At 35.7% G+C, this 26,282-nt stretch carries 29 protein-coding genes; 11 read left to right on the forward strand and 18 right to left on the reverse strand.

Annotation, left to right across the window (positions count from 1 at the left end):
• Positions 1 to 440: 440 nt before the first annotated feature.
• The 11 genes from B0E34_RS04200 to B0E34_RS04255 all read right to left on the reverse strand — a co-directional run bounded on the left by B0E34_RS04200 (position 441) and on the right by B0E34_RS04255 (position 12,166).
• Positions 441 to 905, reverse strand: a complete 465-nt coding sequence (locus B0E34_RS04200; protein WP_087707227.1) for a hypothetical protein — start codon at positions 903 to 905, stop codon at positions 441 to 443.
• A gap of 55 nt (positions 906 to 960) precedes the next feature.
• Positions 961 to 1,494, reverse strand: a complete 534-nt coding sequence (locus B0E34_RS04205) for a hypothetical protein (protein WP_087707066.1) — start codon at positions 1,492 to 1,494, stop codon at positions 961 to 963.
• Positions 1,491 to 4,232, reverse strand: coding sequence for a hypothetical protein (locus tag B0E34_RS04210; RefSeq protein ID WP_087707067.1), 2,742 nt, complete (start codon positions 4,230 to 4,232; stop codon positions 1,491 to 1,493). The genes B0E34_RS04205 and B0E34_RS04210 overlap by 4 nt, the downstream gene beginning before the upstream one ends.
• Positions 4,225 to 5,025, reverse strand: coding sequence for a WxL protein host-binding domain-containing protein (locus B0E34_RS04215; RefSeq protein WP_087707070.1), 801 nt, complete (start codon positions 5,023 to 5,025; stop codon positions 4,225 to 4,227). The genes B0E34_RS04210 and B0E34_RS04215 overlap by 8 nt, the downstream gene beginning before the upstream one ends.
• 97 nt (positions 5,026 to 5,122) lie before the next feature.
• Positions 5,123 to 5,701: a hypothetical protein gene (locus B0E34_RS04220; RefSeq protein ID WP_087707073.1), complete on the reverse strand. Its 579-nt coding sequence runs from the start codon at positions 5,699 to 5,701 to the stop codon at positions 5,123 to 5,125.
• A 236-nt stretch (positions 5,702 to 5,937) separates the two neighbouring features.
• A complete protein-coding gene (locus tag B0E34_RS04225) occupies positions 5,938 to 7,542 on the reverse strand; it encodes a BamA/TamA family outer membrane protein (protein WP_087707076.1) in 1,605 nt (534 codons plus the stop codon).
• Between the two features lie 116 nt (positions 7,543 to 7,658).
• Positions 7,659 to 8,459 carry an SDR family oxidoreductase gene (locus tag B0E34_RS04230; protein WP_087707079.1) on the reverse strand — a complete coding sequence of 267 codons (801 nt, stop codon included), beginning with the start codon at positions 8,457 to 8,459 and terminating at the stop codon, positions 7,659 to 7,661.
• Positions 8,460 to 8,919: 460 nt separating this feature from the next.
• Positions 8,920 to 10,143: a 3-phosphoshikimate 1-carboxyvinyltransferase gene (locus B0E34_RS04240; protein WP_087707085.1), complete on the reverse strand. Its 1,224-nt coding sequence runs from the start codon at positions 10,141 to 10,143 to the stop codon at positions 8,920 to 8,922.
• 88 nt (positions 10,144 to 10,231) lie between these two features.
• On the reverse strand, positions 10,232 to 10,558 hold the full coding sequence (locus tag B0E34_RS04245) for a nucleotide pyrophosphohydrolase (protein ID WP_087707088.1): 327 nt from the start codon (positions 10,556 to 10,558) through the stop codon (positions 10,232 to 10,234).
• Positions 10,559 to 10,750, reverse strand: coding sequence for a hypothetical protein (locus tag B0E34_RS04250; protein WP_087707091.1), 192 nt, complete (start codon positions 10,748 to 10,750; stop codon positions 10,559 to 10,561). It abuts the gene before it with no gap.
• Positions 10,751 to 10,753: 3 nt separating this feature from the next.
• Positions 10,754 to 12,166 (reverse strand): hypothetical protein, encoded by a 1,413-nt coding sequence (locus B0E34_RS04255; RefSeq protein WP_087707093.1) that lies wholly within the window; start codon positions 12,164 to 12,166, stop codon positions 10,754 to 10,756.
• A gap of 182 nt (positions 12,167 to 12,348) precedes the next feature.
• On the opposite strand from B0E34_RS04255, the gene B0E34_RS04260 reads away from it, so the two are divergent.
• The 7 genes from B0E34_RS04260 to guaB all read left to right on the forward strand — a co-directional run bounded on the left by B0E34_RS04260 (position 12,349) and on the right by guaB (position 18,611).
• Complete coding sequence (locus B0E34_RS04260) at positions 12,349 to 12,600, forward strand: type B 50S ribosomal protein L31 (RefSeq protein WP_002976190.1); 252 nt, start codon at positions 12,349 to 12,351, stop codon at positions 12,598 to 12,600.
• A gap of 105 nt (positions 12,601 to 12,705) precedes the next feature.
• Positions 12,706 to 13,866: a GlmU family protein gene (locus B0E34_RS04265; protein WP_087707096.1), complete on the forward strand. Its 1,161-nt coding sequence runs from the start codon at positions 12,706 to 12,708 to the stop codon at positions 13,864 to 13,866.
• A 99-nt stretch (positions 13,867 to 13,965) separates the two neighbouring features.
• On the forward strand, positions 13,966 to 14,475 hold the full coding sequence (locus B0E34_RS04270) for a GFO_1088 family ECF-type sigma factor (RefSeq protein ID WP_076396412.1): 510 nt from the start codon (positions 13,966 to 13,968) through the stop codon (positions 14,473 to 14,475).
• Complete coding sequence (locus tag B0E34_RS04275) at positions 14,450 to 15,118, forward strand: hypothetical protein (protein ID WP_087707099.1); 669 nt, start codon at positions 14,450 to 14,452, stop codon at positions 15,116 to 15,118. The genes B0E34_RS04270 and B0E34_RS04275 overlap by 26 nt, the downstream gene beginning before the upstream one ends.
• A gap of 61 nt (positions 15,119 to 15,179) precedes the next feature.
• Positions 15,180 to 16,451, forward strand: a complete 1,272-nt coding sequence (locus B0E34_RS04280) for a DUF4252 domain-containing protein (RefSeq protein WP_087707102.1) — start codon at positions 15,180 to 15,182, stop codon at positions 16,449 to 16,451.
• A gap of 25 nt (positions 16,452 to 16,476) precedes the next feature.
• Positions 16,477 to 16,983: a DUF4252 domain-containing protein gene (locus B0E34_RS04285; RefSeq protein WP_087707106.1), complete on the forward strand. Its 507-nt coding sequence runs from the start codon at positions 16,477 to 16,479 to the stop codon at positions 16,981 to 16,983.
• 167 nt (positions 16,984 to 17,150) lie between these two features.
• Positions 17,151 to 18,611: an IMP dehydrogenase gene (guaB, locus tag B0E34_RS04290; protein ID WP_076396406.1), complete on the forward strand. Its 1,461-nt coding sequence runs from the start codon at positions 17,151 to 17,153 to the stop codon at positions 18,609 to 18,611.
• A gap of 129 nt (positions 18,612 to 18,740) precedes the next feature.
• Here guaB and B0E34_RS04295 read toward each other — a convergent pair whose 3' ends face one another.
• The 4 genes from B0E34_RS04295 to B0E34_RS04310 form a co-directional block, all read right to left on the reverse strand.
• Positions 18,741 to 18,923, reverse strand: coding sequence for a bacteriocin-like protein (locus B0E34_RS04295; protein ID WP_087707109.1), 183 nt, complete (start codon positions 18,921 to 18,923; stop codon positions 18,741 to 18,743).
• A 141-nt stretch (positions 18,924 to 19,064) separates the two neighbouring features.
• Positions 19,065 to 19,763 (reverse strand): T9SS type A sorting domain-containing protein, encoded by a 699-nt coding sequence (locus B0E34_RS04300; protein ID WP_087707112.1) that lies wholly within the window; start codon positions 19,761 to 19,763, stop codon positions 19,065 to 19,067.
• 9 nt (positions 19,764 to 19,772) lie between these two features.
• On the reverse strand, positions 19,773 to 20,366 hold the full coding sequence (locus B0E34_RS04305; protein WP_087707115.1) for a phage tail protein: 594 nt from the start codon (positions 20,364 to 20,366) through the stop codon (positions 19,773 to 19,775).
• Positions 20,367 to 20,488: 122 nt separating this feature from the next.
• Positions 20,489 to 21,559: a DUF4407 domain-containing protein gene (locus B0E34_RS04310; RefSeq protein WP_087707118.1), complete on the reverse strand. Its 1,071-nt coding sequence runs from the start codon at positions 21,557 to 21,559 to the stop codon at positions 20,489 to 20,491.
• Between the two features lie 168 nt (positions 21,560 to 21,727).
• On the opposite strand from B0E34_RS04310, the gene B0E34_RS04315 reads away from it, so the two are divergent.
• Complete coding sequence (locus B0E34_RS04315) at positions 21,728 to 22,138, forward strand: DUF8479 domain-containing protein (RefSeq protein WP_087707121.1); 411 nt, start codon at positions 21,728 to 21,730, stop codon at positions 22,136 to 22,138.
• A 41-nt stretch (positions 22,139 to 22,179) separates the two neighbouring features.
• Here the strand turns inward: B0E34_RS04315 and ruvC are convergent, their stop codons facing one another.
• Positions 22,180 to 22,734 (reverse strand): crossover junction endodeoxyribonuclease RuvC, encoded by a 555-nt coding sequence (ruvC, locus tag B0E34_RS04320; protein WP_076396396.1) that lies wholly within the window; start codon positions 22,732 to 22,734, stop codon positions 22,180 to 22,182.
• 57 nt (positions 22,735 to 22,791) lie between these two features.
• Complete coding sequence (locus B0E34_RS04325) at positions 22,792 to 23,319, reverse strand: 2'-5' RNA ligase family protein (RefSeq protein ID WP_087707124.1); 528 nt, start codon at positions 23,317 to 23,319, stop codon at positions 22,792 to 22,794.
• Positions 23,320 to 23,401: 82 nt separating this feature from the next.
• Between B0E34_RS04325 and B0E34_RS04330 the strand changes: the two genes are divergently transcribed.
• Genes B0E34_RS04330 through B0E34_RS04340 form a run of 3 tightly spaced genes read left to right on the forward strand, consistent with a single transcriptional unit; the run spans position 23,402 to position 25,076 of the window.
• Positions 23,402 to 23,725, forward strand: coding sequence for a PadR family transcriptional regulator (locus tag B0E34_RS04330; protein ID WP_076396392.1), 324 nt, complete (start codon positions 23,402 to 23,404; stop codon positions 23,723 to 23,725).
• A complete protein-coding gene (locus B0E34_RS04335; protein WP_087707126.1) occupies positions 23,722 to 24,339 on the forward strand; it encodes a hypothetical protein in 618 nt (205 codons plus the stop codon). Before B0E34_RS04330 ends, B0E34_RS04335 begins: the two co-directional genes overlap by 4 nt.
• Positions 24,340 to 24,350: 11 nt before the next feature.
• On the forward strand, positions 24,351 to 25,076 hold the full coding sequence (locus B0E34_RS04340; protein WP_087707128.1) for a hypothetical protein: 726 nt from the start codon (positions 24,351 to 24,353) through the stop codon (positions 25,074 to 25,076).
• Between the two features lies 1 nt (position 25,077).
• On the opposite strand, the gene B0E34_RS04345 is transcribed toward B0E34_RS04340, so the two are convergent.
• A complete protein-coding gene (locus B0E34_RS04345; RefSeq protein WP_087707131.1) occupies positions 25,078 to 26,226 on the reverse strand; it encodes a serine hydrolase domain-containing protein in 1,149 nt (382 codons plus the stop codon).
• Positions 26,227 to 26,282: the final 56 nt, after the last annotated feature.

The raw sequence follows: 26,282 nt of genomic DNA on the forward strand, positions 1-26,282 counted from the left end.
AGCGGGAGAGTAGGTCGCCGCCAGTTTTTATTTAAAAGTCTCATAGAAATTAATCTATGAGACTTTTTTTTTGCGTACAACTCTCCATCTCTCATCTTAATCTATCCCTTATCAAAGGAAAGAACCAAGTGAAAAGAACCAAGGTAAAAGTAAAAAGAACCAGGAGAAAAGGAAATAGAACAATGTAACAAGTAACAAGAGAAAAGTAACAAGTAAATAGGCCGGAGGATATAATCATTTATCTTTCATCAATGATCACTCATCAATTATCTTTCATTACTCATTACTATTCGCAGTTTCATAGCCCCGATAGAAACTGATACCCCGCAGCGTGATGGGGGGAAAGAAGGCATTAGCTAGGAAAGCTGGGCGCGAGGAGTAGAAGTGGATAGCGGGAATAAGCTCCTGAAAATATGATCTGTATTCGGTAAAGAAAATTTCTACAGAGCACTTATTGTAAAAACAATCTGGCTATTATAATTTGTAGCAGGAAGAGTAACAGACACTCCGGAAAGTTGTAATTGTAAGGGAATATTGGAATAAGCAGCGAGAGCCAACACAGCAGTTATTCTAAATAATTCGATATCTGTTGTCAGTGGAATTGTGGTGTATGTGGTTCCTCCGGAAATAGTACATAAAAGACAAGTTGTAGATCCGTCTCCGGTTCTTCTTGCGCTTAAAGTGAGATTCGGATTCCAGACAGGATTTGCTGTATAGTGCATACTAACTTTACCACTGCTGAGTAATAATGGAACACTTGCGGCTAATATAATCTGACTTGGAGAACTTTCGTATGTTCCTTGGTAATTACTTCCCGCTTCAGTTATAGATGGAATTGTTACCGTCCAGTTTGTTCCCCCGACAGTTAATGTGCGTTGTGAATATGACTTAGAAAATACAGTCATAATCACAATGAATATATTTTTAACAATAAATTTTTTTAAATCAGTCATTTTAACTTTATTCTGTTATGGTATAGGTTATAATAACCGGCGTGTTCGATCTTGAGTTCAGGCTGGAATAATTATTGGTTACGAGACTTATTGTTAACTGATGCCCATTATTGGAACCGTTACCTGTAAATGCACCTCCAATACCGCTGATTATAGTCTGAGCTGCTGTTGTAAGAGTAATCTGTGCAGATGGAACTCCTAATGTTCCTCCTCCTGAACCTGATGCTGTTGCTGCCTGAATTTTAATATCGATTCCCGGAATGATCTGGTTAACGGATGCCGTGATTCTGCGTGATAATCCGGAAGGGGCAATGGCTGAAGTATAGTTAATCCATTTTGATGTATTTGCAATGGGCGCTGTTATGGCATTTCCGGCCTCTGTTGGGGCAGTATAATTTAAACTGATCGTTCCGGAAGGTTCAATATCCATAAGTGTTACGACAGGTAGGGCAACAGCAACATTTCGGCTTCCTGTCGTTTGAGAAAAAAAATCACAGGAAATCATGAGAAATAATAAAAACAAAGGTTTCAGAACATTCATTTTTGATTTTTTACTTCGTTATAACTTACTTTAATGGATTCCTGCTGATATTTTATTTCCGATTGCTGCTTTATAATATGTACAATTACATTTTTAATTTCTGAAGGTTTTAGTGTAAGATTAAAATTTTCTACGAGAATTTTATACTTCTTATCCAATCCGTTTCTGTAAACTTTCACTTTCCATTCTCCGGGTCTTAAATAGGTAAAATCGAAATTTTCTCCGATCATTACTATTTTGCGATAAATCTGATTTCCGTTTGTAGCTTCAATGATGATATTTTCTTTTTTCTTACGGTCTTTTTTGTTGGATAATCCGATGAAGTTGGATTGTGTATTTTCCGAATACTCAGTTTTTCCCTGAATTCCTGTAGCTGTGGTTAATCCGAAATTGAAAATATTTTCTTTATTGGCTAAATGCAAAGAAGCAGGAAGATTAATGTCTGAAATGTCATTAATATCCGTTGTAGAACGATCGATGTCCAGAATATAATCACCGGGAATTACATTTTTGAATACAAAATTTCCATTCTTATCCGTTACAGATAAATACTGCCCCAGTAGAATTCTTATTCCGTCCACTTTTTTCACGCCTAAATTAATAATCGTTCCAGAAAGCGTAATGTAATCCGCTGTTTTTTGCGTGGGAATATTTAATCTTGCCGTATAGCGAAGAGAAAAGATAAAATCTTTATTTCCCAGTTCTCCGCGTTGTAAAGTATATCTTCCGGAGAGATCAAATTCATGTCCCCGAAAAATTTCCTGATGATACAAGACTTCAAATAAATTTCTGTCGGCAAAATATTCTTCAGGCATATAATTGTTCTGATAAAATAAACTAAAACTTGTCTTTTGAGAAATCCTGCTCAGAATTCTTGCTCCGTAATAAACCTGCTTCTGATTTTGCATCTGATATCTTGAAGTAACGGTATAACTTCCATAGATATTGAATGAAGTTCTGAATTTTTCAAAGCCGATGTTTGCTGTATAAAAACCTGAATTACCTGAAAAATTCAAAAGGTAATTTTTTGTTTTTCCGAATTGTCCTTCTACATTGAATTGAAAAATGCCGAGCTGCTGATCGATACTGATTCTGAAAAACTGTTCTTTATAATCAAACTCCTTTGGACTCAGTCGGTCTTCGTATCGCTGAAATCCATTAAAAATAGTAAAAGATCCTGTTTTCGCATATCTGTACTGAATCCCATAATGAAGGTATTTTCTGTAAGGAACAGCAAGAAAAAGAGTATCGCGCTGAAAATTTTTTGCATCCTGAACAAAATTGGCAAGAATATTTATTTTTTCTGAAATCCTGTACTGAATATTTCCGTTGAATGTACTCGTATTGTTAAAATATCCAGCATATTCAGGACTTGTACGCATATACATTATATTTCCGCTGATTTTATTAAAATTCGCAACCGTTTGTATCATGAAAGCATTTCCCTTTGTCTGTTGAGTTTTGCTGTAAGAGATTTCTCCGGAAACTTCTATGTTTTTATTTAATTGAAATTTTCCGGTTACATACGGAAGCTGTGCATCAGAATCCAGCCTGAAATTACTAAAACTTAATGTTTGATGGTCTTTACGGGGAATTTTATATAAATATCCCGCTGTAATCTCAGACGCTTTTGAGATTTTAAATTTAGAATACACATTAAATTCATCCTGAATCTCTCTGAAAAATCTGGGGTGATTATAAAAACCTCCGAAACTTATTTTCCTGATATCGAACCTAAATTCTGCACCACGTCCATATCTTGCATATTCCGTTAAAAATGAAGAGGAATAATTTTTATCTCCGAGATGAATGTACAGGTTCTGTCTTTTATAATTCACAAAATATTCCTCATACTTCGTGAAAGAATTAAATTCAACAGGATTTTTCGTTACTGCATGAAATTCCACCAGATTTTTATTCTCTTTATCCAGACTGCCTTTACCGTAAATTTCACCCTGAAATCCGTTTTGATAATCGCCGCGGTTTTCCATTCCTGTAAAAGCAAGAGAAGCAAAAACAGGAAGCCTGTGAAAGACATCTTCTTCTGATGGTTTTACTGAAATAATCTTCACACTTGCATAAGCAGATAGATTTTCTTTCGGATGTTCTCGCGAGTAAACGGAAAGTATGATGTTTTGAGATTCATTTTTACTTAAATCCGGATTGGTTTTTTTTGATACAGTTATTATTTTCTGTTCACCCGGAGATAAAATCAATGAATTTTCCTGATCAATCAGCTCGTTTTTACTTTCCAGAATTAAATTTTCTTTAAAGTTTCCGTTGTTTTTTAGCAGAAATGTAGAAAAAATTGTTTCTCCCGCTCTTACAAATTCAGGAGCATTTAAAGTCGATAGTAAAAGTTTTCGATTTCCCGAAACAGCAAATTCAAAATCATTGGAAAACTGATCGCCTGTTTTGCTTTCGGTTCCATGAAGAGTAATTTTATATGTTCCCTGAGGAGTTTCGGATGCAATTTTTACCGGAACAATATAAACTGTTTTTTCTTCCGGTGACATTTTTATTTCTCCTTTCGCTAAAATGGGAATGATATTTTGGCTGGAAGTTTCTACAGTGAAATTGTAAATTTTGTTTTCGGAAAACTTATTTTCCAGTGCAAATGGAATAGAAGTGGTGATTCCCGGCATCAGACTGTCTTTTTTTCCAATACCATTTTTTGTCTGGGAAAAAAATACTGCCGGAAATAAAATAAAAATATATGATGCACAGTTTTTAATCATTTTTTACTTCTAATTCCACATTGAGGGCAAAAGCATTTTCATCTTCGTCTGTTGCGATAAGAACCGCCTTATAAAGAGAAGGAGGCGTTTTTTCAAGATCAATATGAAAAGATTTTGAGGTTTGTGGCAGTAATCCCATTGCCTGACTCGTAAAACTTCCTGTTTTCTGTCCGCTCTTTTTATCATACATTTCCATTACCACCGTCGGTTTGCAATACAGATTTCCCTTATTAGAAATGGCAACCTTTACAATCTGTTTTCCGTTTTCTTTTTCAATTTTTATTCCCTCAAATTTAAGATCAGGTTTTGCTTTATCAGTATCCAGATCTGTAATTACCTGTACTGCATACCGGATAATTGAAGTTATGTTTACACCCTGCTTATTTTCTTTAGGATTTATTTCTTCCACAGGTTCTACAATAATAACGCTCCAGTAGCTTCCGGGTTCAGAAAGATGATCAGGAACGGTAATTTCATAATAGATTTCTGTTTTTTCCTTGGATTTAAGCGTAACCAGATTGGTGTTCATTTTAATCCAGTCTGTATTGGTTTTAACGTTCGTATGAGGAGCAGAATACTGAATGGTTCCATCTGACTGATAACTGAAATCCTGAAGAAATAATTTTACACTTTGAGACTGGCTTCCTGTATTTTCAATAGCAATTTTGCCTTTGTATATTTTTCCGTTTTCTACTTTATACGTATGGGAAAGTCCGTTCAGTACTACAATTCCTGCTTTCAGAAACACAAACTGAAGCATCAAAAAAGAAAATAGCAAGATCTGCTTTATCATAATTGTATGTAAAGTTTTAAGTTTGACAAAAGACTGTGCAAGACCAAGAAGAAATTTCTGCAACTTCTTCCTGTCTTTATTTGGGGAAATTCCTTTTTTAGTTATCCGAAATGGTGTAGGTTACCGTAGCAACAGTGGTAGCTGCAGCGGTAAGATCTGCATAAGCAGCAACTCCACCGGGACCACTTCCGGCAGCTAAAGCATAGGTAAGATTATGTCCGTTATTGGCTCCGTTTCCGGTATATGCACTTCCGATTCCGGAAATGATGGTTTGGTCTGCAGCACTCAAAGTAAGCTGTGCAGAAGGTGTTCCTAAAGTTCCTCCTCCGGAACCTGTTGCGGCAGCAGCGGTTACATTGATATCAATTCCCGGAATGACGGCATTAAGTTTTACGGAAACATTGCGGGTAGGATCTGCCACAGATTTTATGGAAGAGTAATTAAGCCATAAAGTAGTATTGGCTGCGTTTGCTACGATAGGGTTTCCGGCTTCTGTAGGTGCTGTAAATCCTAAAGTAATATTTTTGCTTGCGGCAGGTTCAATATCTACCAAAGCTACTTCCGGAACGGAGATCGTTATTGTGTGATTGTCTGTGTTGGTGTCTTGTGCGCTTACGTGAGAAGATACTGCAATTGCGACTAAAGACAAAGCTAAAGTGAACTTAAATCTTTTCATGGTGATATATTTAGTTTCGTGAAGTTAATAATTTTAAATTGAATATAAAAATATTTAATAATAAATTTTTATTATTACCATTTAATAATCAGTATTTTATAAATGTAAATGATATGTTAAATTAATGATTGAATTATTGAATTTTTACAATTTGCATCAACGAAAAGAAAAATCTCACACAATTTTGCATGAGATTTTTGTTTATCTATTTAAAAATAATCAGCTAAAAATACCTTTTAAAACCGGCTCAGAATTCCCCAGTGGATTTTAATATCATTGAATTTAAAAGGATTTCCGAACTCGTTACCGTTGGAAAGCTGAAAACTCATCAACCCGATCGGAATAAAGAAATTAAAACCGAGCCCGACACTGTAGAGTTTAGGTTTCACATTCAGAGATTTATTATTGAGCTGTCCGTACTGCCCGAAAACATCAAAAAATGCCTGACTTCCGATGAGATAACGGTATTCTAAACTGCCGTAATAATAAAAATCGGCGGCGAGAGAGTTTTCATTGAAACCCCGCATGGAATTCCAGCCTCCGAAACGGTACAATTCATTGGCAGAAAAGTCGATTTTAGAATCCATCATCGCTCCTTCCGCTTTGATGTTGAGGAAATGATTTCCGTTGATATGATAATTGTGCTCTCCAAAGAAGTAAAACTGATTCTGCGGAGATTTTATATTGTCTTTGGTATAAGTGGTCGTTAAATAATCGTATCCGGCATTTATTTTTGTTTTGTAAAGGAAAAGATCAATATCGGTAGGTTCTACCATTTCAAACCAGATTCCGATTCCTTTTTTATTGTAATCTTTACCCTGAACATACAACGTATCGATGATGCTGGAACTTTCGAAAGTTCCTCTCAGTCCCAGTTTATTTCGGGAGTTCAGATGGTAATAAAATGCCGGAAGTGCCTTTACATTGGCAAATGTAGAATCCTGACGGAAAATATTCACCTTCATATTCAGACCCACATTGGATTTAAAAAGGTAAGGAATATCGGTCTGAAGATCAAAAGTCTGCCCTTTATCCGGGTTTCTCTGCCAGTAAAGATTGATGAGTTCAAAACTGTTGAAAATATTTCTGAAATTTACATTCAAAGTTCCGTTCAGGGTAAATTTATCCGTTTTATCGTTTCCGAAACCAATGACCCCGTCAAAACTGTTGGTTTTTTTCTTTTCCATGAAAAGATAAATGCTCGTGGAATCTTTGGTGAACAAGGTTTGCGGAGGACGCTCCAAAGCAACAAACTGATGACTCTGGAAAGACTTATTAATGGCAATCAGGTTTTTATCATCATAATTTTTTCCCTTAAATTCCTTTTCCAGATTTTTAATGAATCTTTTCGGAACGCTTGTATAGCCTTTTACCACAAAACCGTCGATGGTTCTTTTATCGTTCTTGTTGATGTCGAGCTCTACAACAGGATAGCCGTTTTTCTGACCTTTATATTTGGATTTTATCCTGCTGAATGCAAAGCCTTCATCAATGTACTTTTTGTTGATGCTCCTTTTTGTTGAATCTAAATTTTTAGTGAAAAATTCTTTCTGAATCTTTGTTTTATTTGAAATTGAATCTGAAAGATTGACGTAAGTCTGGTTGAAATTCTTCCCTTTGTCATAAAATATTTCTGTGCTGTCACCTTTTTTTCTGACTTCTTTCAACTGGGTGAAAAAGTAATTGGTCTGAGCCAGAGAATCCAGAAACTTCACTGCTGAAGCAGAATCTTTTACCTTTTTCTTCACCTTGGTTTCAGAATCGATCAGGAAATAATGCTTCTTCTGCGCCTGTACAAAAACGCAAAACAGTACAAAAAATATTTTTAGAATTAATTTCAATTTGTCATTCTGAATATAGTGAAGCGGAATGAAGAATCTCTATAAAAATACAAAAAGATTCTTCACTGCATTTCATTCCGTTCAGAATGACAATGCGTCCAATCATTCAACTCAATTTAAGCCAGTTTATTGTATTTCTTCATCAGATTTTCGTAAGTTCCCTGCGGAAGGATCCATTTCAACGGAACTCCGATTTTCTGTCCGAATTTACCAAAATAATAATGTGCTTTCCATTTATTTTTGCTTAAAAGCTGATCTACATATGCTGCAACTTCCAGAGGTTCTGTTCCGTCGCCCACGTGAGAATTCATCAAAGCATATACTTTATCGAAAACATTTTTGTAAGGTTCTGAAACTTTTGTTCTCACCCGGTTTTCTGCAATATTTGTTTTGATGTCTCCCAAATGCAGCGAACAAACGTGAATGTTCCAGGGATAAACTTCGTATCTCATTGCTTCCGTTACTTTATCCAAAGCCGATTTTGAAGCCGAATAAAATCCTCGGAAAGGCAGTCCCATTTCACTTCCGATACTGGAAACATTGATGATTTGTCCGAATTTATTTTCGCGCATTTTCGGCATCACGGCGCTCATCATTTGTACAGCTCCGACCAAATTCAGGTTAAATAATTTTAAAATATCTTCTTTTGAAGAATCTTCCACGGCTCCTACCATTCCCATTCCGGCATTGTTGATGAGAACATCGATTCTGTTTTCTGTTTTCAAGACTTCAGCAATCGCATTTTGAACGGCTTCATTATCTGTAACGTCCGTCGGAATCGATTTGAAATACTGACTTTCGGTGTGTTTTCTGCTTAAGCCATATACTTTATGACCTTTCTTCCCGAAATATTCTGCTAACACGAAACCAATTCCTGAGGAAGTTCCGGTGATGATGATGGTTTTATGTTGTGACATTTTTGCGTAAGTAAAATTTATAAATTCTATATGGTATAATTATTATCCAGATTATTAGATTATTTAAAAAGTTTAGCGAGCGTATAATTTTATATAAAAATATTCTAAGAATAGTACCGAACTGATTAGCAAAGCTTATTAGAACAGAATTATAATGAGCGAATGGATCGTCATACCAAGATAAATCTTTTCTTTCGTTAATAATAATATTCCAAAACAATGTATTGAAAATTAATAATAAAATTGTTGTAAAACAATTTTCATACGACAGACTTGCAATAAATATTGCCAAGATTATAATAACAAATATACGATGTTGAATATTTACAAATTCATATAAACTAATAATCTCAATCACATTTACTGATATGCAAAATGCTAAAATAATTATAATGAATATTTTAGCAATCTTATTGATTCTGTAAAAGTTGTCGGATTCAGTACTCATTTCAAATTTGAACTATTTTTCCAAAAGTTCATACAAATCCTCCCAAAACATCGGATACGATTTCTCCACTACATTTTCCTCTTCAATAGTCAGTTCCTTTATTAAACAAAACGGCGCAAAGCTCATCGCCATTCTGTGATCCTGATACGTTGCAATGGAAATATTTTCCTGAGGTTCGTTGAAACTAATGGATTTAATCGTCAAATCTGTAAATTCTGTTTCCGTACCCAGCTTTTTTAGTTCATTATGTAAAGCTAAAAGACGATCGGTTTCCTTTACACGCAAAGTTTCCAATCCTGAAATTTCAAAAGGAATTTTCAGGGCTGCTGCAGTTACGCAAAGTGTTTGAGCGATGTCCGGACAATTATTCATATCCAGAACAATCTTTTCGGGAAATTCAAATCCTTCAATCGGCTCAAGCGTTAATTTATGCTCCTGTTCCGTGAAAGTCGTTTTAATTCCGAAAAATTCTTCATAAATTTTTACAATCGCCGAATCTCCCTGTGTAGATTCTTTGTAAAAGCTTTTTAAATGAATGGTTTTTCTTCCCAACGCAGCAAAAGAGTAGAAGTAAGATGCCGAACTCCAGTCGCTTTCCACTTCATAATTCATGATCGATGAATTATAATTGATGAATGATTCAACTTTTATGGTATTTCCTGTGAAGCTGCTTTTAATTCCGAATCGGGTTAAAATATTGAGCGTCATTTCAATATAAGACCGTGAAGTCACTTTGCCAACCAGATTTATTTCCAGTCCGTTTTCCAGTTTTCCGGCAATCAGAAGAAGAGAGGTGATGAACTGGCTGGAAATATCCGCCGGAACATCCACTTTGGTCTCCGTAATTTTTCTTCCTTGAATTTTAAGAGGCGGAAATCCCTCATTTTCCAGATATTCGATTTCGACACCCAGATTTTGCAGAGCGGTAACCAGATTTTTAATTGGTCTTTCTTTCATTCTCTTGGAACCCGTAAGAATCGTTGTCTTTCCCTCCTGAATAGAATAATAGGAAGTAAGGAAACGCATCGCCGTTCCCGCGTGATGGATATCCACGATATCCGAATCTTCAGATAGAGCTTTTTTCAGTAATTGCGTGTCCTGAGAATTCGACAGATTCCCGATTTCTATATTTTTAAACAGACTTTCTAAAATCAACAAACGATTCGAAATACTTTTCGAACCGCTGATCTGTATGGTTTTGTTTTCCTGTAATTTTGATTTTTCTAGCTTCTTCATTGTTCGTCTAAGTTGGAAGCTCGAAGCTGGAAGATGGAGGTGAAAAGTTTGGTTTAAAAACTTCCGGCTTCCAACTTCCGGCATCCAGCTATTTTAATTTTTCATTATTTTGATGGCGGTTCTTGTCGCGATCCGTCTTGATCTTCATTTTTCTGTCAAAAGCTTCCTGCAGATTAACTCCGGTCTGATTGGCCAAACATAACGTTACAAACAGAACATCTGCCAATTCCTCGCCTAAATCTTTACTTTTGTCGCTTTCCTTCTCGCTTTGTTCTCCATATCTTCTGGCGATGATTCTCGCTACTTCGCCTACTTCTTCCGTCAACATTGCCATATTGGTCAGTTCATTGAAATAACGAACACCAATGGTTTTGATCCATTCGTCAACTTGCCGCTGCAGATGTGTAATTTCCATTTATGGTTTGTTATTGATCTTTTCTTCTAATACAATTATTTTCGCTTCCAGTGTTTTTATTTCTTCTTCATGATAGACAGAATTTCCGATGTTCTCGGTAAAATCTGCAAATCTTTTCAGAAGTTGTCTTACCATGATATACACAATAATCAATACAGCAAAAGCCCCGATTTTTACAATATCAAAATCCATTTTTTAAAAATATTGATAAGCTCCCACTGTAGGATTTGAAGTTCTCGATACATTTGCGATATCCGTTGGAACGGTTGCCGCAACAGTTGTACTTCCTTTTCCTATTGCCGGAGAATTCTGTTTTACTCTCAGATTCATCTGGGCTGCAAAATAATTAACAAACAGCGGATCTAAATTTTTAAGAGACTGAATAACTCCCGGACTTGTATTGAAATCAAAACCGGCTTCCGAAGTTCCGGAATATTTGATGAGACAGTTCTGAATGGTAAAATTAAATAAGTTTGGCGGGGTCTGCTCAAAATTAACCGAATTGTCACGGTCGGAATACACGATGCTGTTTCTTAAATTAAAGATCAGTGCTCCGTATTCTTTCACTCCGGATGCATTCGTCCATTCGTTGGTGGCTAAAATTCCGTTTCGGTTATAAGAATGCAGAAGATCCGAATAATTGGCAATCGTACAGTGGGTAAAATTATGCGTTCCTCCTTTGAAAATTCCTACCGCAGATTCTCCGCAATTATTCATCACAAGATTTTTTGCAGTAATGGTAGAAGCAACGGCATAAATCCCATATTCCTGAAACGTATGGATAAAAGAATTGCTGATATTGGCATTGGTCTGTTTCATCTCAAGACCTTTTGTTCCTCCGAAAAGTCTTGCATAATTCATATTAAGCGTAGAACCGGCTTCCATTTTAATAGAATTCCAGTTTTTAGGAATCGTATCGTATGCAGGATCATTTCTGTCTCCGCGAAGCGTAACATTGTTGGCTAAAGTGCCGTTGATGTTCAGTGTGGCTCCCGAAAGTACTTTCATTCCGCTGTTTTTGTGGAAATACACTTTTGTACCCTGCTGAATATTCAGGATAACATTCTGGTCAATCGTTAAATCTCCGTAGATAATTTTAGCCTTATTGTTATTCCATGTTGCATCTGAAGTAATAATGTTCGGATTTGTAGGTGTTTTTATAAAAAATTCCGCATCCTGAACCACGGAGAACAATACAACCTGTTGTTGTCCGACTGGGCTCTGGAATAATATTTTATCTTCGGCAATCGCTTCAGGACCGCTCGCTTCCGGTGCAATTTCAACGAAAATATAAAGACTGTCTTTTTTTCTTAACGGGACATCCTTAAAATCATATCCCGGTTTCCCATCCACATTGATCTTATACAGAGAAGTTGCCCCTTTTTGCAGGTGAATTCGAGGGATCAGAATGTCTTTGTCTTCATTATTATATACTTTTACCGCATACGTTTCTGAACGAACCTGATGATAAACCGTATCGCAGAAAACCGTGTCTTTGGAAAAGCTTAATTCCTGCGAAGGAGCATCGAAACTGATATCGTCCTTATTACAAGATACAGCCATAACAAGCATCCAGAAAGAAAAAGCCAGTAATAATTTGAATTTCATCGAAATTAAAGTTTAAATAGATTTCAAATTTAACGAAAATACTTTGAATTTCTTATGAAGAAAAAAATATTGATCGTCTATTTGTAATTTTAAAAAATTATTGTATTTTTGCACCCTAAAATTAGCAGAGAAATATCCATTACTATTTCGAAAGCAAACTTTAATTTTTTAAAAATTGTATTATGAAAAACGGAATCCACCCAGAAAATTATAGACTTGTTGTTTTCAAAGATATGAGTAACGACGAGGTGTTTCTTTGCAAGTCTACTGCAGAAACAAAAGATACTATCGAGTACGAAGGACAAGAATATCCATTGATTAAAATGGAAATCTCTTCAACTTCTCACCCTTTCTACACTGGTAAAGTGAAGTTAGTTGACACTGCAGGTAGAGTTGATAAGTTCATGAACAAATACAAAAAATTCGCTAAGTAATTTTTTGTTGCCACAATATTTAAAAGTCTTTCGGTTTCCGGAGGACTTTTTTGTTGTATTTTTGTTTAGACGTTAAACATTGAATTTTAAACTAAAAACTGAACGATGCAATTAGTATTTTCAGATGCACAATACTGGGAAGATTTTCTTCCGCTTACTTTTACACGTCCCGTTGCAGAAATGCGATGCGGAATCCTTACTTTCTCTGAAAGATGGCAGAAAATTTTAGAAAACACCGAAATTTCTTTCTTCACGGAGATGTATCTGCAGGGAAAATTTCCTGAGCCTGCAAAAAAAGAGAGTCTTTTTCTGGTGACGAATTTTTTACCGACAGAAAATGTTATTCAGCAGATCAAAGACCTGAAACAGGGAGAAGCATTGGTGTATGAAGATGAATTAGTCGCTGCAAAAATCAATATGGATGGTTTTTCTCTGCATCAGATCGAGAAAATGACGGACATTAAGGAAGAACTTATTTTCTTTAAAAAACCGACGGATCTTTTTACCTATAATAAAGAAGCTATAGATTTCGATTTTGCATTGCTTACGAAAGGCAGAGTTTCTCAGGAACTTTCTTCAACCAATGGATTTTTGGGAAATAAAGAAGATCTGTATATAGAAGAAGGAGCTCAGATTGAGTTTTCGACCATCAATACAAAAACAGGCAAAATCTATATCGGGAAAAATGCTGAGGTGATGGAAGGCTGTAATCTTCGGGGTCCGATTGCGCTGTGTGAAGAGTCTAAGTTTAATTTAGGCGCGAAGATTTACGGAGCAACAACAATTGGTCCTCATTGCAAAGTGGGCGGAGAAGTGAATAATATCATCATTTTTGGCTATTCTAATAAAGGTCATGACGGTTTTGTCGGAAATTCGGTGATCGGAGAATGGTGTAATCTGGGAGCAGATACCAATTCTTCCAATCTTAAAAATAATTACGGTCACGTAAAATTGTGGAACTACAGAACAAAATCTTTCGAAGATACAGGATTACAGTTTGCAGGTTTAATTATGGGGGATCATTCCAAAACAGCAATCAATACCCAATTGAATACAGGAACTGTAGTTGGAGTCGCTTCCAATATTTTCAAAGAAGGTTTTCCTCCGAATTTGGTTGAAAGTTTTTCTTGGGGCGGTTTTAAAGGCGATGAGAAATTTAAATTAGACAAAGCCTACGAAGTTGCAGAACGGGCAATGGCAAGAAGAAAAGTGCCTTTAACGGATGAGGATAAGGCTATTTTTAAACATATTTTTGATGCGTATTAATACGATCAATAAAGGAAACTTCAAATTTTTTTGAAGTTTTTTTATTTTTAATGTAATAAAATGTAAAATCCGGTTGTCTTACTTATAGAAACAAAACTTATGACCCAAGAAACTTTCAGAAGTACGGTATTCATTCTCAAAGATGAGATGTATCGCTTTGCGAAAAGGTTTGTCATGAGCAGTGATGAAGCAGAAGACGTGGTGCAGGATCTTATGATTAAATTCTGGCAGAAGAAAGAAGAACTGGAGCAGTTTGGGAATTTAAAATCCTATGCTCTGAAGTCGGTCCGGAACGAGTGCCTGAACAGACTGAAACATCACGATGTAAAGCTGGGATTTGCAGATATGCAGCTTCACCGTTCCGAACTTTACAGTATGGAAGTCAATAATTTAAAGGAACACATCATTGGTTTCATTAATCAGCTTCCGGAAAAACAGAAAATGGTAATCCATTTGAAGGATGTAGAAGAATATGAAGTCTCGGAAATCGGCGAAATGCTGGAAATGGAGGAAAATGCAGTAAGAGTGAATCTTATGCGGGCAAGACAAAAAGTAAAAGAACAAATTTCACAATTGATGAGCTATGAGCAACGACAAATTTCAAGATAAATACGAAGAAATCTTCCAGAATTTAAAGGAAGAAAAAATGAACTGGGATTTTAATGATTTTCTGAAAAAAACGGAAGAAAAAAATGATGAGGTTCAGGAAAATATAACGCCAATCGTCCCTATCGATACGAAAACAAAACCATCGTTCCCGAAATGGTTCTGGATGGCTGCAAGCGTAGTTTTGCTTTTGAGTGTTGGATTGATATTTAAATATAATCAAAATGCAAACGTGGAAAATCAGGCACAATTGGTTGAAAACCAGGTAAAGAATCAAAAAGATAATTTCATCGAAGAAAACAGTGAACATACGGAACAGGTAGCGGTAAACCTGCTGAATGATTCAGTTTCCGGAGCGAAAAAAGATTCAGTTTTTCATGAAACTCCGGTTGCCGAGAAAGATTATCTGGATGAAATTTTACCGAAAAGAGGAAGGCTGAAGAAAGAAAGAAAGCCGAAGTATGTATATAACTCCTCTAAAGCTTCAGATTCTACAGGATATAAAGATTCTTACGTTATCGTTAACGGAAAAAGAATCGAAAATGTAGAAGAAGCGATTAATGTGACTAAGTATTCATTTCAAATATTTGCAAATAACGTTAGTGAAAAATTAGCAAAACCAACCGTCGTGGATGACGATTATTAATTAACCTTAAAAGATTATGCACCTGATCAGGCACTAATAATCCAAAATAAAAAATTGACTCATGAAAAAAGTATTCATAATATTCGCACTCGCTTTTTCCCATTTCTTTAATATTTACGGGCAGGAAAAAGATAAGTTAGATCAGCTTTTTGATAAATATCAGGAAGTAGAGGGAGTAACATCCATTAAAATTGCCAAACCGATGTTCGGAATGCTGAGCAGTCTGGATCTTGGAGATGCTGAACTGGATCAGATAAAACCGTTATTATCCAAAATTAACGGACTGAAAGTTTTCATTGCCGAAAAACCACAGGACGGAAGTTCTGCGAAAGGACAGAAACTGTCGCAAATCAACAAAGACATTTCTTCTTATTTAAGCAATCTTAAGTACAGTGAAATCATGACAATGAACAGTAACGGGGCTAAAATAAAATTTCTTTCAGCAGAAGAGAAAAACGGAATTTTGGATGATTTGTTATTGAGCATCGATAGCGGAGGAGAGGAAAATATCCTTGTAAAACTGGACGGAAAACTTTCGATGAATGATATCAATAAAATCATCAATTCTACAGAAACAAAAACAAATCCGGTTACCAATACCAGAAATAACCTCACTTCGGAAAATACCTCTTCTTATCTGAATGGCGAATCCAGAAATGTAGGCGAATTCTCTGGAATTCAGGTGAGTACGGGTGTTAATCTGGTGTTCAAGCAGGAAAGTCCTACCAATGTAAAGGTAATTGCCGATGCCGATAAGCTTCAGTACATTATTACAAAAGTTGACAACGGCGTTCTGAAAGTGTATGTTGATAACAAAGGACAGAAAAATTTAAAATTTAAAAACATCAGTGTCAACGTTTCTTCGCCAAGAATGGATAACATTAAAGCGTCTTCGGGAGCAACTTTTACCACGATTAATTCTGTAAAAGAAAATAACCTTACCATTGATGCATCTTCAGGTTCTGTAGTAAAAGGGAAATTCAATATTTCAAATAATGCTTTAGTGGAAGCGTCTTCAGGAACAAGCGTGAAAGTTGAAGTAAATTCCAGAAGCTTAGTATTTAAAGGATCAAGCGGGTCAGATGCAAGTATTCAAGGTGAGGCAGAAACAGCAGCTTTTGATGTAAGCAGCGGTGCGGTTTGTAAAGGCGAAGCATTTCAGGCAAATCAAGTGGAAGCGGAATCTACTTCGGGATCTAACCTTTCTGTAAATGCGGTAGATAAATTAAAAGCGAAGGCTTCATCAGGCGGAACCATCCGATACAGAGGAAATCCGGAAATTACTTCAGACATCAGCAAAATGTCAGGCGGAAGTTTAAAACCCATCAACTAAAAATTTAATTTAAATCCAAATTGCCATGAAAATATTAAAACACCTTTTTCTTATCGCCTGTGCGATGTTCATGTTACAATCCTGTATAGTTTCTTCGGGAGCCGGTAAAATGGCTTACTTTTCAGATTCCGGGAACGATTTTAAAGGAGCAAAATTTACGACCATTAATGTTCCGATGTTTTTAGCAAAACCCATGATTAAAAAAGCATTGAGGGAAGATGGTGAAGATAATGAAGAGGTAATCCGCCTGATCCGGAAAGTTTCAAAAATTAAAGTTTTGACTGTTGAAAACGGAGATAAATCGATGCTGAATGATTTTGCGAAGTATTTAAATAACAATAATTATGAAGAATGGGCAACCATAAAACATGACGGAGAAAATGTAAATATCCGGGTGAAACAGAAAGATGATGTTATTAAAAATATGCTGATTACGGTAAATTCAGATAAAGAGTTGGTTTTTGTGGATGTTCGGGGAAATTTTACAGCCAATGATATTTCAAAAATGATTTCATCGGCATCCGATAAATAGCAATATATCATCAAATCATATTACTAAATTGTTTTTTTATACAAACTACCGTTCCGTAAAAAGGAGCGGTTTTTTGATTTAAGTTATTGATTATTAAGTTTTATTTAAACTATGAAAATCGATTTTCGTATTTCGGTAAAATACCTTAATTTTGCAAGAAAGTAAAGATGTCTATTCATAACAAAATTGTAGAGACAGCCATCACTTTCGATGACGTGCTTCTAGTCCCTTCTTATTCAGAAGTTTTACCTAATCAGGTTTCTTTAAAATCAAGACTTACCGACAAAATTACGCTTAATGTTCCGATTGTTTCCGCTGCAATGGATACCGTTACAGAAGCTGAACTGGCAATTGCACTGGCAAGAGTCGGAGGTTTGGGATTTATTCATAAAAACATGACGATCGCTGAACAGGCTGCACAGGTTAATCGTGTAAAGCGTTCGGAAAACGGAATGATTTCAGATCCTGTTACCCTTTCAAAAGATCATACTTTGGCTCAGGCTAAAGAAACAATGGCGAAATATAAAATCTCCGGACTTCCTGTAGTAGATGCCGAAAATACTTTAATCGGGATCATTACCAACAGAGATGTAAAATATCAGGAAAATCTTGAGATGAAGGTGGAAGAGATCATGACGAAAGAAAAGCTGATTACTTCTGATAAAAATACCAATCTGGAGAAAGCGAAAGAAATTCTTCTTAAAAACAGAGTGGAAAAGCTTCCGATCGTAGATGCTGAAAATAAACTGGTAGGATTAATTACCATTAAAGATATCGACAATCAGTTAGAATATCCAAATGCGAACAAAGATCAGAGCGGAAGATTAATCGTTGGAGCAGGAGTAGGAGTAGGTGAAGATACACTGGAAAGAATCGAGGCACTTGTAAAAGCTGGTGTTGATATCATCGGAATCGATTCAGCTCACGGACATTCCATCGGAGTCTTAAATAAAATTAAAGAAATCCGACAGGCTTATCCTGATCTGGATATCGTTGGAGGAAATATCGTAACGGCTGAAGCGGCTAAAGATCTAATCGAAGCCGGAGCAAATGTTCTAAAAGTAGGAGTAGGTCCCGGTTCAATCTGTACAACGAGAGTGGTTGCAGGAGTTGGAGTTCCTCAGTTATCCGCAATTTACAATGTTTACGAATATGCGAAAACAAAGAACGTAGCTGTAATTGCAGACGGAGGAATCAAGCTTTCCGGAGATATCGTAAAAGCGATTGCCAGTGGAGCAGGAGCCGTAATGTTAGGTTCGCTTTTGGCAGGAACTGATGAAGCTCCGGGTGAAGAAATTATTTTCCAGGGTAGAAAATTCAAGACCTATCAGGGAATGGGAAGTCTTTCTGCGATGAAGAGAGGAGGAAAAGAGAGATATTTCCAGAGTGAGGCTAAGAAATTCGTTCCGGAAGGAATCGAAGGAAGAGTTCCAAGCAAAGGATCTCTGGAAGAAGTGATTTTCCAGTTAACAGGAGGTCTGAGAGCGGGAATGGGATATTGTGGCGCTAAAGATATTGAAGCGTTACAAAACGATACAAAAATGGTAATGATCACAGGAAGCGGATTGAAAGAATCTCACCCGCACGATGTCATCATCACGCAGGAAGCTCCGAATTATTCTTTGTAATAATAGATTAAATATACTTAAAGGCTATCTCAATGTTGAGGTAGCCTTTTTAATCTTTTTATAAATTCACTTCAGTTTAGCCTATATAAAAATAAAAAGCCACTGCAAAAGCAATGGCTTCTAATCTTATTAAAACGGAGAAACGATACAAGATCCTGGCGGAAGATCCTGAATTCTTCTGCATCCTCCAGGTCCGCAACAAAAAATAGATGAATCTCCGCATCCGAAGTTTTCCTGGTTTGCATCACACATTTTGAATCCTCCTTTAATGCTTTTTAAGCTTTGTCTTGAAATTTTTTTAAGATTTTTCATAATAGATTAATTTTGATTTGTATCATATCAAATATATAAAAAATATTTTCTCATTTTTAAAAAATCTTAAAGTTGTGAATTATTTAATTTTCAATAAAAAACCTCCGCTTTTGGCGAAGGCTTATCACATATAATAAAATTTTATTTTTTCACAAACTTAAATTCGTGAGTCTGGAAATTTTTAGTATTAATCTTCAAAAGATAGATTCCTGCGCTTAGTTCAGAAACGTTTACTTTTTCATTAAATTCTTCAGATTTTACAATTTGTCCGGCCATATTATAGATCTGAACAGATTTTCCGTCTTTTATCCCTGAAATTTTAATAATCTCAGCAACAGGATTGGGGAAGATCTGAATTTTAGAATCATTGTTTCTGACATCTGAAGCCGCAAGAGATGTACTGTGCAAATCTCCCGTCATGGTCGCATTAGAAGTCGTAAGATTTCCTCCGCAACCTCCCGCTTGTGATGTAAATGATGTATTCTCAACCCAGGTTCCAAAAGTAATTGATGGTGGATTTTGTACGAAATTATTGTTACCCGTAGAATTATAGTAAATTAAGTTTGGGCTTGAAAAAGTTCCGTATCCTTCATCAGCAAGGAATTCCCATCTGCTTAATGTATTATTCCACTGAATTTTAAATTCGCAGGTTCCTAAGCCGCCACAAGGTTGTCCGTCTAAAGGTGTTGTAATATATATCCCTTTATTAAAGGCGTCTACACCCGTTTTTGTAAAAACAAAATTCTGATTATCAAATATATTATGACAACCGTTAAAGGTGATCGTCTGTGCAAAGGCAGAACCGCCCAAAGCAAGACATAAAAGATAAAGAGTTTTCATGCTGATATTTTAGAATTGTGACGGGAAAATACCTTGTAAAGCAATAATACACTTCAGAGTAACGAAAGGTGGTCTGTTTTCGTGTGGCTGTCCTCCTCCTGTCTGGTTTACCATCGTAGATTTCATGGTTGTATTTGCAGCAGCATCAGAGTATTCTTTATCTAATCCTTTTGTATCGGCAGGAAGATTATTCGTAGGAGAATTCTGATTTCCTTCTGCGGTTACAGCATTTACCGTGTGTGAGTGAGGCGGCATTTGTGTCACCTGAAGTGTTACAGATTCTGTTCCTCCGCTTTGTCCCATCGTGTAGTTGGTAGGTCCTCCCGGAGCCTGTCCTTCGTGTACCAAAACCCTTCCTCTCATATCAGGTAAAGCGAATGTTGTGGTTCCGTTTCCTCCGTAAGTGGTTCCTAACAGTGCAAATAAAGCCTGATTTTGCGAAATTGGTAAAAGCTGTCCGTTACAGGCAGCCCAGTTTTTCGGAACAAAATTGTAAGGTACGAATGCGATTTGCCCTAAAAAAGGCTCTGAAGCTTGTGCTTTTAAAACAGAAGTAGATGCCATGCTCAATAGCAATGTGCATCCTAATACAAGTTTTTTCATGACGAATAAATTAGTTTTAATTAGGTGTTGTAAAGGTAGATATTATTCTACATATTTTTGTTATATTAATGAAAAAACCTTCCAGAGGTTTCTGAAAGGCTTATATTGTTACTAATAATAGGTTATTTTTGAAGTTTATCTTTAAAGTCTTCGATCCTGAAATCTGTTAAAGCATTGCCTTTTTCCACTTTTTCTTTTGAATATAATCTGAAATCATTTTCTGTTTTTTCTAAAAGATAATCGTAAGGTCCGACGTGGGAAATTAGTTTTACCAAAACCGGAGAAATTTCAAGACAGATAAAAAGTCCCATAATAAAAGCGGCAGCTAAACCGATGATGGCTGAATTTTTTCCCAGCTCGTCCAAAGCCTGTAATCTTGCTGCAAAACCATTGAATTTATCCTCAAAAGTCTCGGTAGATTTTCTCTCTGTTTCTAAATTGGTATATACCTTAGAAATTTCTTTATCTAAATATTCCAGTCTGGGAGCAACCTGTTTCTGGTAATTTTCCAGATCGAGTCTTCTCTGTTCTTTCAGTTCCTGCTTTCGTTTTGCATTGGGACCGAAACCTTCTTTCCCGCTGGTTAATCCGGATTGCTTTCCTAAAATTTCTTTTTCAAGCTCTACAGAAGCGGAATCATACGATTTTTGATAGTTGGCAATCTTATCGGAGATTTGTTTCTTTTCAGTCTCAAAAGGTCCGCTTTGCTGAAGGATTCTTCCGTTCATCTCACCCTGAAGCTGTTTTTTATTTCTCTGAATGATGGTATTCAGTTGTTTGTTTACTTCCTTTTCAAAAATTTTAAGTTCAAGAGGTTTAGAAATGATAATTCCTAAAAAAGTCGCCAGAATTAATCTGGGAATTGCCATTAAAATCTGATTCCACCATGTTCCTGTTTTTTTGATGGAAGAAACGATGTATCGGTCCAGATTAAAAATCATTAAACCCCATAAAACACCGAAGCCAATTGCTGTCCAGATGTCATCGAAAACCGTATACATCGCGTAACCTGCGGAAAGCGTAGCGAATACAGCTGTAAAAAGTACAATTCCTCCGATACCCGCAAATTTGTTCCATTCGCTCGGAGTTTTTCTCAGAATATGAATGTTTCCTCCGGAACACACCATCAGAAACTTTTGGAACCAGTTTATTTTATGATTCACCTGATTTATAGTTTGTTGGTTGTTTTTCATGATAGAAAATTTATACAAATGTACTACTAAAAATCATAACAATGTAAAAGATAGTATTATGTTTTACCAAGTATATAGGTTTGTTTTATTATTTTGTTGTAAATCAATCAATTAAATTTATTAAATAAAATATTCTTATCTTTATGTATAATCACTAAATATCAAAATATGAAAAATGTAATCTGCCTTTCTCTGGCAATGGCTGCGTTTGCGCTTACTTCCTGTACCAAAGAAAAATCGATAGATGATGATCTGAAAGAAGTTGCCGCAAACATCAACAAAACGACACCTCAGAATCTTGCCGACGGAGTGCGTCTCGACAGCGTTTCTGTACAGCCGGGAAAAATTTTTAAATATAATTATACCCTAACCGACGATGTAAAAGAAAGTGTAAGTCCTGAAGAAATTCAAGTTTTTAAAAACAATGCAAAAGAAGGAGCTTTAAGAGTTATTAAAACTTCGCCGGAGATTAAAGAATTCAGGGATAATGATGTTACCATGGTATATAGTTACTATGATAAAAACGGAAAACCGACCGCCGATTTTAAAATTACCCCCGAAGAATACAAAACAAAGTAAACCAATCAATCACTCACAAAATATTTATCTGTGAGTGATTTTTATTTCAGCCGATCCGGATTTTGTTTTAAAAAGCTTTCCCAGCCGGTATAAGATTTTGTATCTGCAATCGTTCCGGAATTGAAATGATGACATACCGCAACAGCCAATCCATCGGAGGCATCGAGATATTTTGTGGGAAATTCTTTGAGATTTAAAAGACTTTGGAGCATTCCTGCAACCTGTTCTTTACTGGCATTTCCGTTTCCGGTGATCGCCATTTTTATTTTTTTCGGAGAATATTCTGTAATCGGGATATTCCTGTGAAGACTTGCCGCCATCGCAACGCCTTGTGCGCGACCTAGTTTCAGCATACTCTGAACGTTTTTTCCGTAGAAAGGAGCTTCCAGAGCAACCTCATCAGGATGAAATTCGTCAATCAGCGCCAAAGTTTTATCAAAAATATATTTAAGTTTGGTCTCGTGGTTCGGATACTTTTTCAGCAATAATTCATGGATGGAAATCATTTCCATTTTTCCTTTTTTTATGGAAATAATTCCAAAACCCATCACGGTTGTTCCCGGGTCGATTCCTAAAATAATCTTCTCTGCAATCATTGCTTCAAAGATATGAACTTTCAGACTTTTAAGAATGAAAATTTTTTGAATCATATTTTACAGCAGTCCCAGTTTCTTTTCTGCGATAGTAATCCAGTTTTCTTCATGTCGAAGCAAAGTGATTTTGTCAACTAAGAATTTAGTTTTATATTCTTTTTCTTGATATTTCTCCCATGCTTTCAGATAGTTTTCCCAAGTTAAATTTCTGTAGCCCACGGTTACATGAGGGTGGAAAGAATAATTGATAAAGTTGAATATTTCCTTCACCCGAAGATAAAGATCATTGAGTTGTTCGTTGGTTTCAGATTTCACAAAAACCACAGGATTTTTAGGATGGGCAAAACTTCCGAAACCATTCAGTTCAATTTCAAAAGGAGAAACAGCAGTATTAATCTTTTGAAAAGCTTCCAGAATGTCATTTTCTGAAGCAACCTCTCTGGAAAATGGCGGAAACAAAGTAATGTGCGCTTCATTTTTCAAAGCTTTGGAATTGTCAAAATTTAATGCAAAGTCCTGTTTGAATATTTTTATTTCTTCAATAATTTTTTGTGGCGGATAAATGGCGATGAAATACATCTTTTTCATTGATTGAAATTAAGAATTTTAAAATAAATTATAATGCATAAGAAAATTATGTATAGATTTGCTAAGTATAAAAGATGAGATATTGAAAAAGAACAGTCTTTATAAAGGAACCCTCCAAAACATCATCCTGAAGCTTCTTGCCAAGGAAGTGAAAATGTATGGATACCAGATCACGCAGCGCGCCAAAGAACTTACGCAGGGCGAACTGGAAATGACGGAAGGTGCGCTGTATCCGCTTTTGCATAAGCTGGAAGCGGAAGGAATGATTTTGTCTGAAATCCAGAAGATCAACGGAAGAGACCGGAAATATTATCTTCTAACCGAAAAAGGGAAAAAACAGCAGGCAGAACAGGAAGCAGAAATGAAAAATTATTTATTTAACCTCAATACGATTTTTAATATATGATAACCAAAGAAAAGGAACATCAAATAGAATTATATCTGAATTCAAAAAAGCTGACTGCTCAGATTTTAGCTGAAGTGAAAGATCATTTTATTTCCCAGATCAGTCATCTGATGCTGTCTGAAAATTTAAGTTTTCCCGAGGCTTTTCTGAAAGCTAAAATCAGTTGGAATAATGAGTTGGAAATGGTAAACGCAGATTTTCTTTCGTTCAAAAAAGTAGCCAGAATCGAAAAAGTTATTTTACAGCAGAGGTTTAGAAAGATTGGCATTTTTTCTTTCATTCTTGCAACAGCAGCAACATTCATAATGTTTTTAAATACGGATGTTTTTTTTACAGTTCAGATTGTATTGTTGGGAAGCTTAGCAATTCTTTTGGCATACAGTTTCCTTACCAAAAAGATGAAGTTTTCCAATTATATCGCCATGAGCTTTCATCCTCTACTGCTTAGAAATCTTCTTTTCGGAGTGCTGATCTTTGCTTTTGGATCTTTTATAACAGCAGAAAACTGGAAAATCATGGATATGAATGTTTCAAAATTTCTATCGGTATATTCTTTGGCGGTTCAGCTTCAGTTATTGTATTTCAATTCAAAGAAAATTAATGTTTTAGTTTAAAATTTAAAATGATGTTTTCAAAAGAACACGAACAGGAAATTACGGATTATCTTATTTTTCACAGGCTTCCTCTGGATATTTTAGTTGAGGTGAAAGATCATATGATCTCGCAGATTGCCGATATTCAGATGGAGGAAAATGTGGGTTTCGATGAAGCTTTTCTTAAAACGAAAAAGTTATGGGGAAGTGAATTTAAAATGACGCGTTACTCTATTTTTTACCAAGAACAGATTCCGTTTATTGTAAAGAGAATTGCGAAGGTAAAGTATCGCAGCATTTTTAAAAAATCGTTGATTTTCGGGCTGGCTTCTTTTACAGTAAATCTCCTTTTGATCTATTTTTCAACCGATCAGGAAACTTACAGTGATCTTTTCAGGCTGTATAATTCACTTTTTGTAATAGTTCCTTTTTTATTATGGCTGTTTAATAAAAATTTGAGAAAATATGTAAAAAAAGATTTTAAATATCAGGGAAAATCTTTCTTTACCATCTATCAGCAGAATCTGGGGCTTTTTGTTTTGACGCTTAATATCTCTTTTCAGCTTATTCTCCGGGAGGATAAATATGTTTTCCGGTTTTTCAGAACAGATGATCCTGTATCGGTATTTCCACTTCTGATTACTTTAATAATTCCTTTTGTATTGTATGTTGTTATTATTTTCGTGATGATTAATTTTTTTGAACATAAAAAATCATTAGAAAAAATGAAAGAGTTTCTGAATCTTTCTGCTGAATAATTTACATCTTCATTGTATTTCCTTTTGTAGAATTCATCTCCGAAATGGTACTTTCCAAAGCATCTGTAATTTTTTTGATCTCAACGTGAGGTTTAAAGGTAAATCCTTTTCCCTGTTCCTCATCGGCGATATTGGAAAGAATAATGACCGAAGTTTTTGTTTCCGGATAAAAGATATTTAATGAAGGTGAGCCTTTAACGTAACCGCTGTGGAAAAATGCCGACGGTTTTCCGATGTTGCTCATAATTCCGTATCCATAACCCATTTTCCCGAAAATAGCATGATGTCTTTCTGCGCTTTTAGATTCAAACTTTTTCAGTGTTTCAGGACGGAGGATTTTTTCGCTGTATAAAGCAGTATTCCACATATGAAGATCGTTAATGGTGGATAAAATTCCGCCTGCAGGAACTCCGATATCTTTACTGGCGAGTCTTTTCGGCATATTCTGGATCTTTTCGAATTTTTTTCTGTTGCCTAAATAAGCTCCGGCAAAGTTTTCTCCCTCAAAATAAGTCGCAGTTGAAGAATGATTCATTCCGGCTGTTTTAAATAAATCCAAAACATTTTCGTCATACGATTTACCCGAAACTTTTTCCACAATTTTTCCCAATGTATTAAAACCGTCGTTGGAATAAAAGAAATCTGTTCCGCTTTTAAACTGGAGCTTTCCGCCCAAAGTATTCAGTCCCGAAGTATGGTTCAGAAGCTGATGAATGGTAATGTTTTCATAATTTTTATTTTGAAACTCCTTTAAATAAGTTGAAACTTTATCGTCTACATTCAGTTTTCCCTGTTCCATCTGAAGCAGAATTAAAGCAGCGGTAAATTGCTTGCTTACAGAACCGATGGCAAAAACAGTACTGTCATTAATCTTTAACTGATCCTTAAAATCTGCAAAACCCTGATTTTTTCTGTACAGTTCAACCGAATCTTTAAAAACCGCCACACTTCCGTTAAACTGATATTTTTTGAAAACAGAATCGATCTGGTTTTTCAGAAGACTTTTTTCAAAAGCAATGATCGTACTGTCTGCAATTGCCTGTTTGTCCACTTTTCTTTCGGAAGGAATAAATGGAATCTCCTTTTGACAGGAAACTAAACTAATGGAAACAGAAGCAATAAGGATAAAGAAAAGTATTTTTTTAATCATTTATTGTTTTTCTTTCAGGAAGCAATTTTTATGCCTCTGTAACGAAAAAGCCTCCT

It is taken from the genome of Chryseobacterium mucoviscidosis, assembly GCF_002177115.1.
Lineage (GTDB): Bacteria > Bacteroidota > Bacteroidia > Flavobacteriales > Weeksellaceae > Chryseobacterium > Chryseobacterium mucoviscidosis.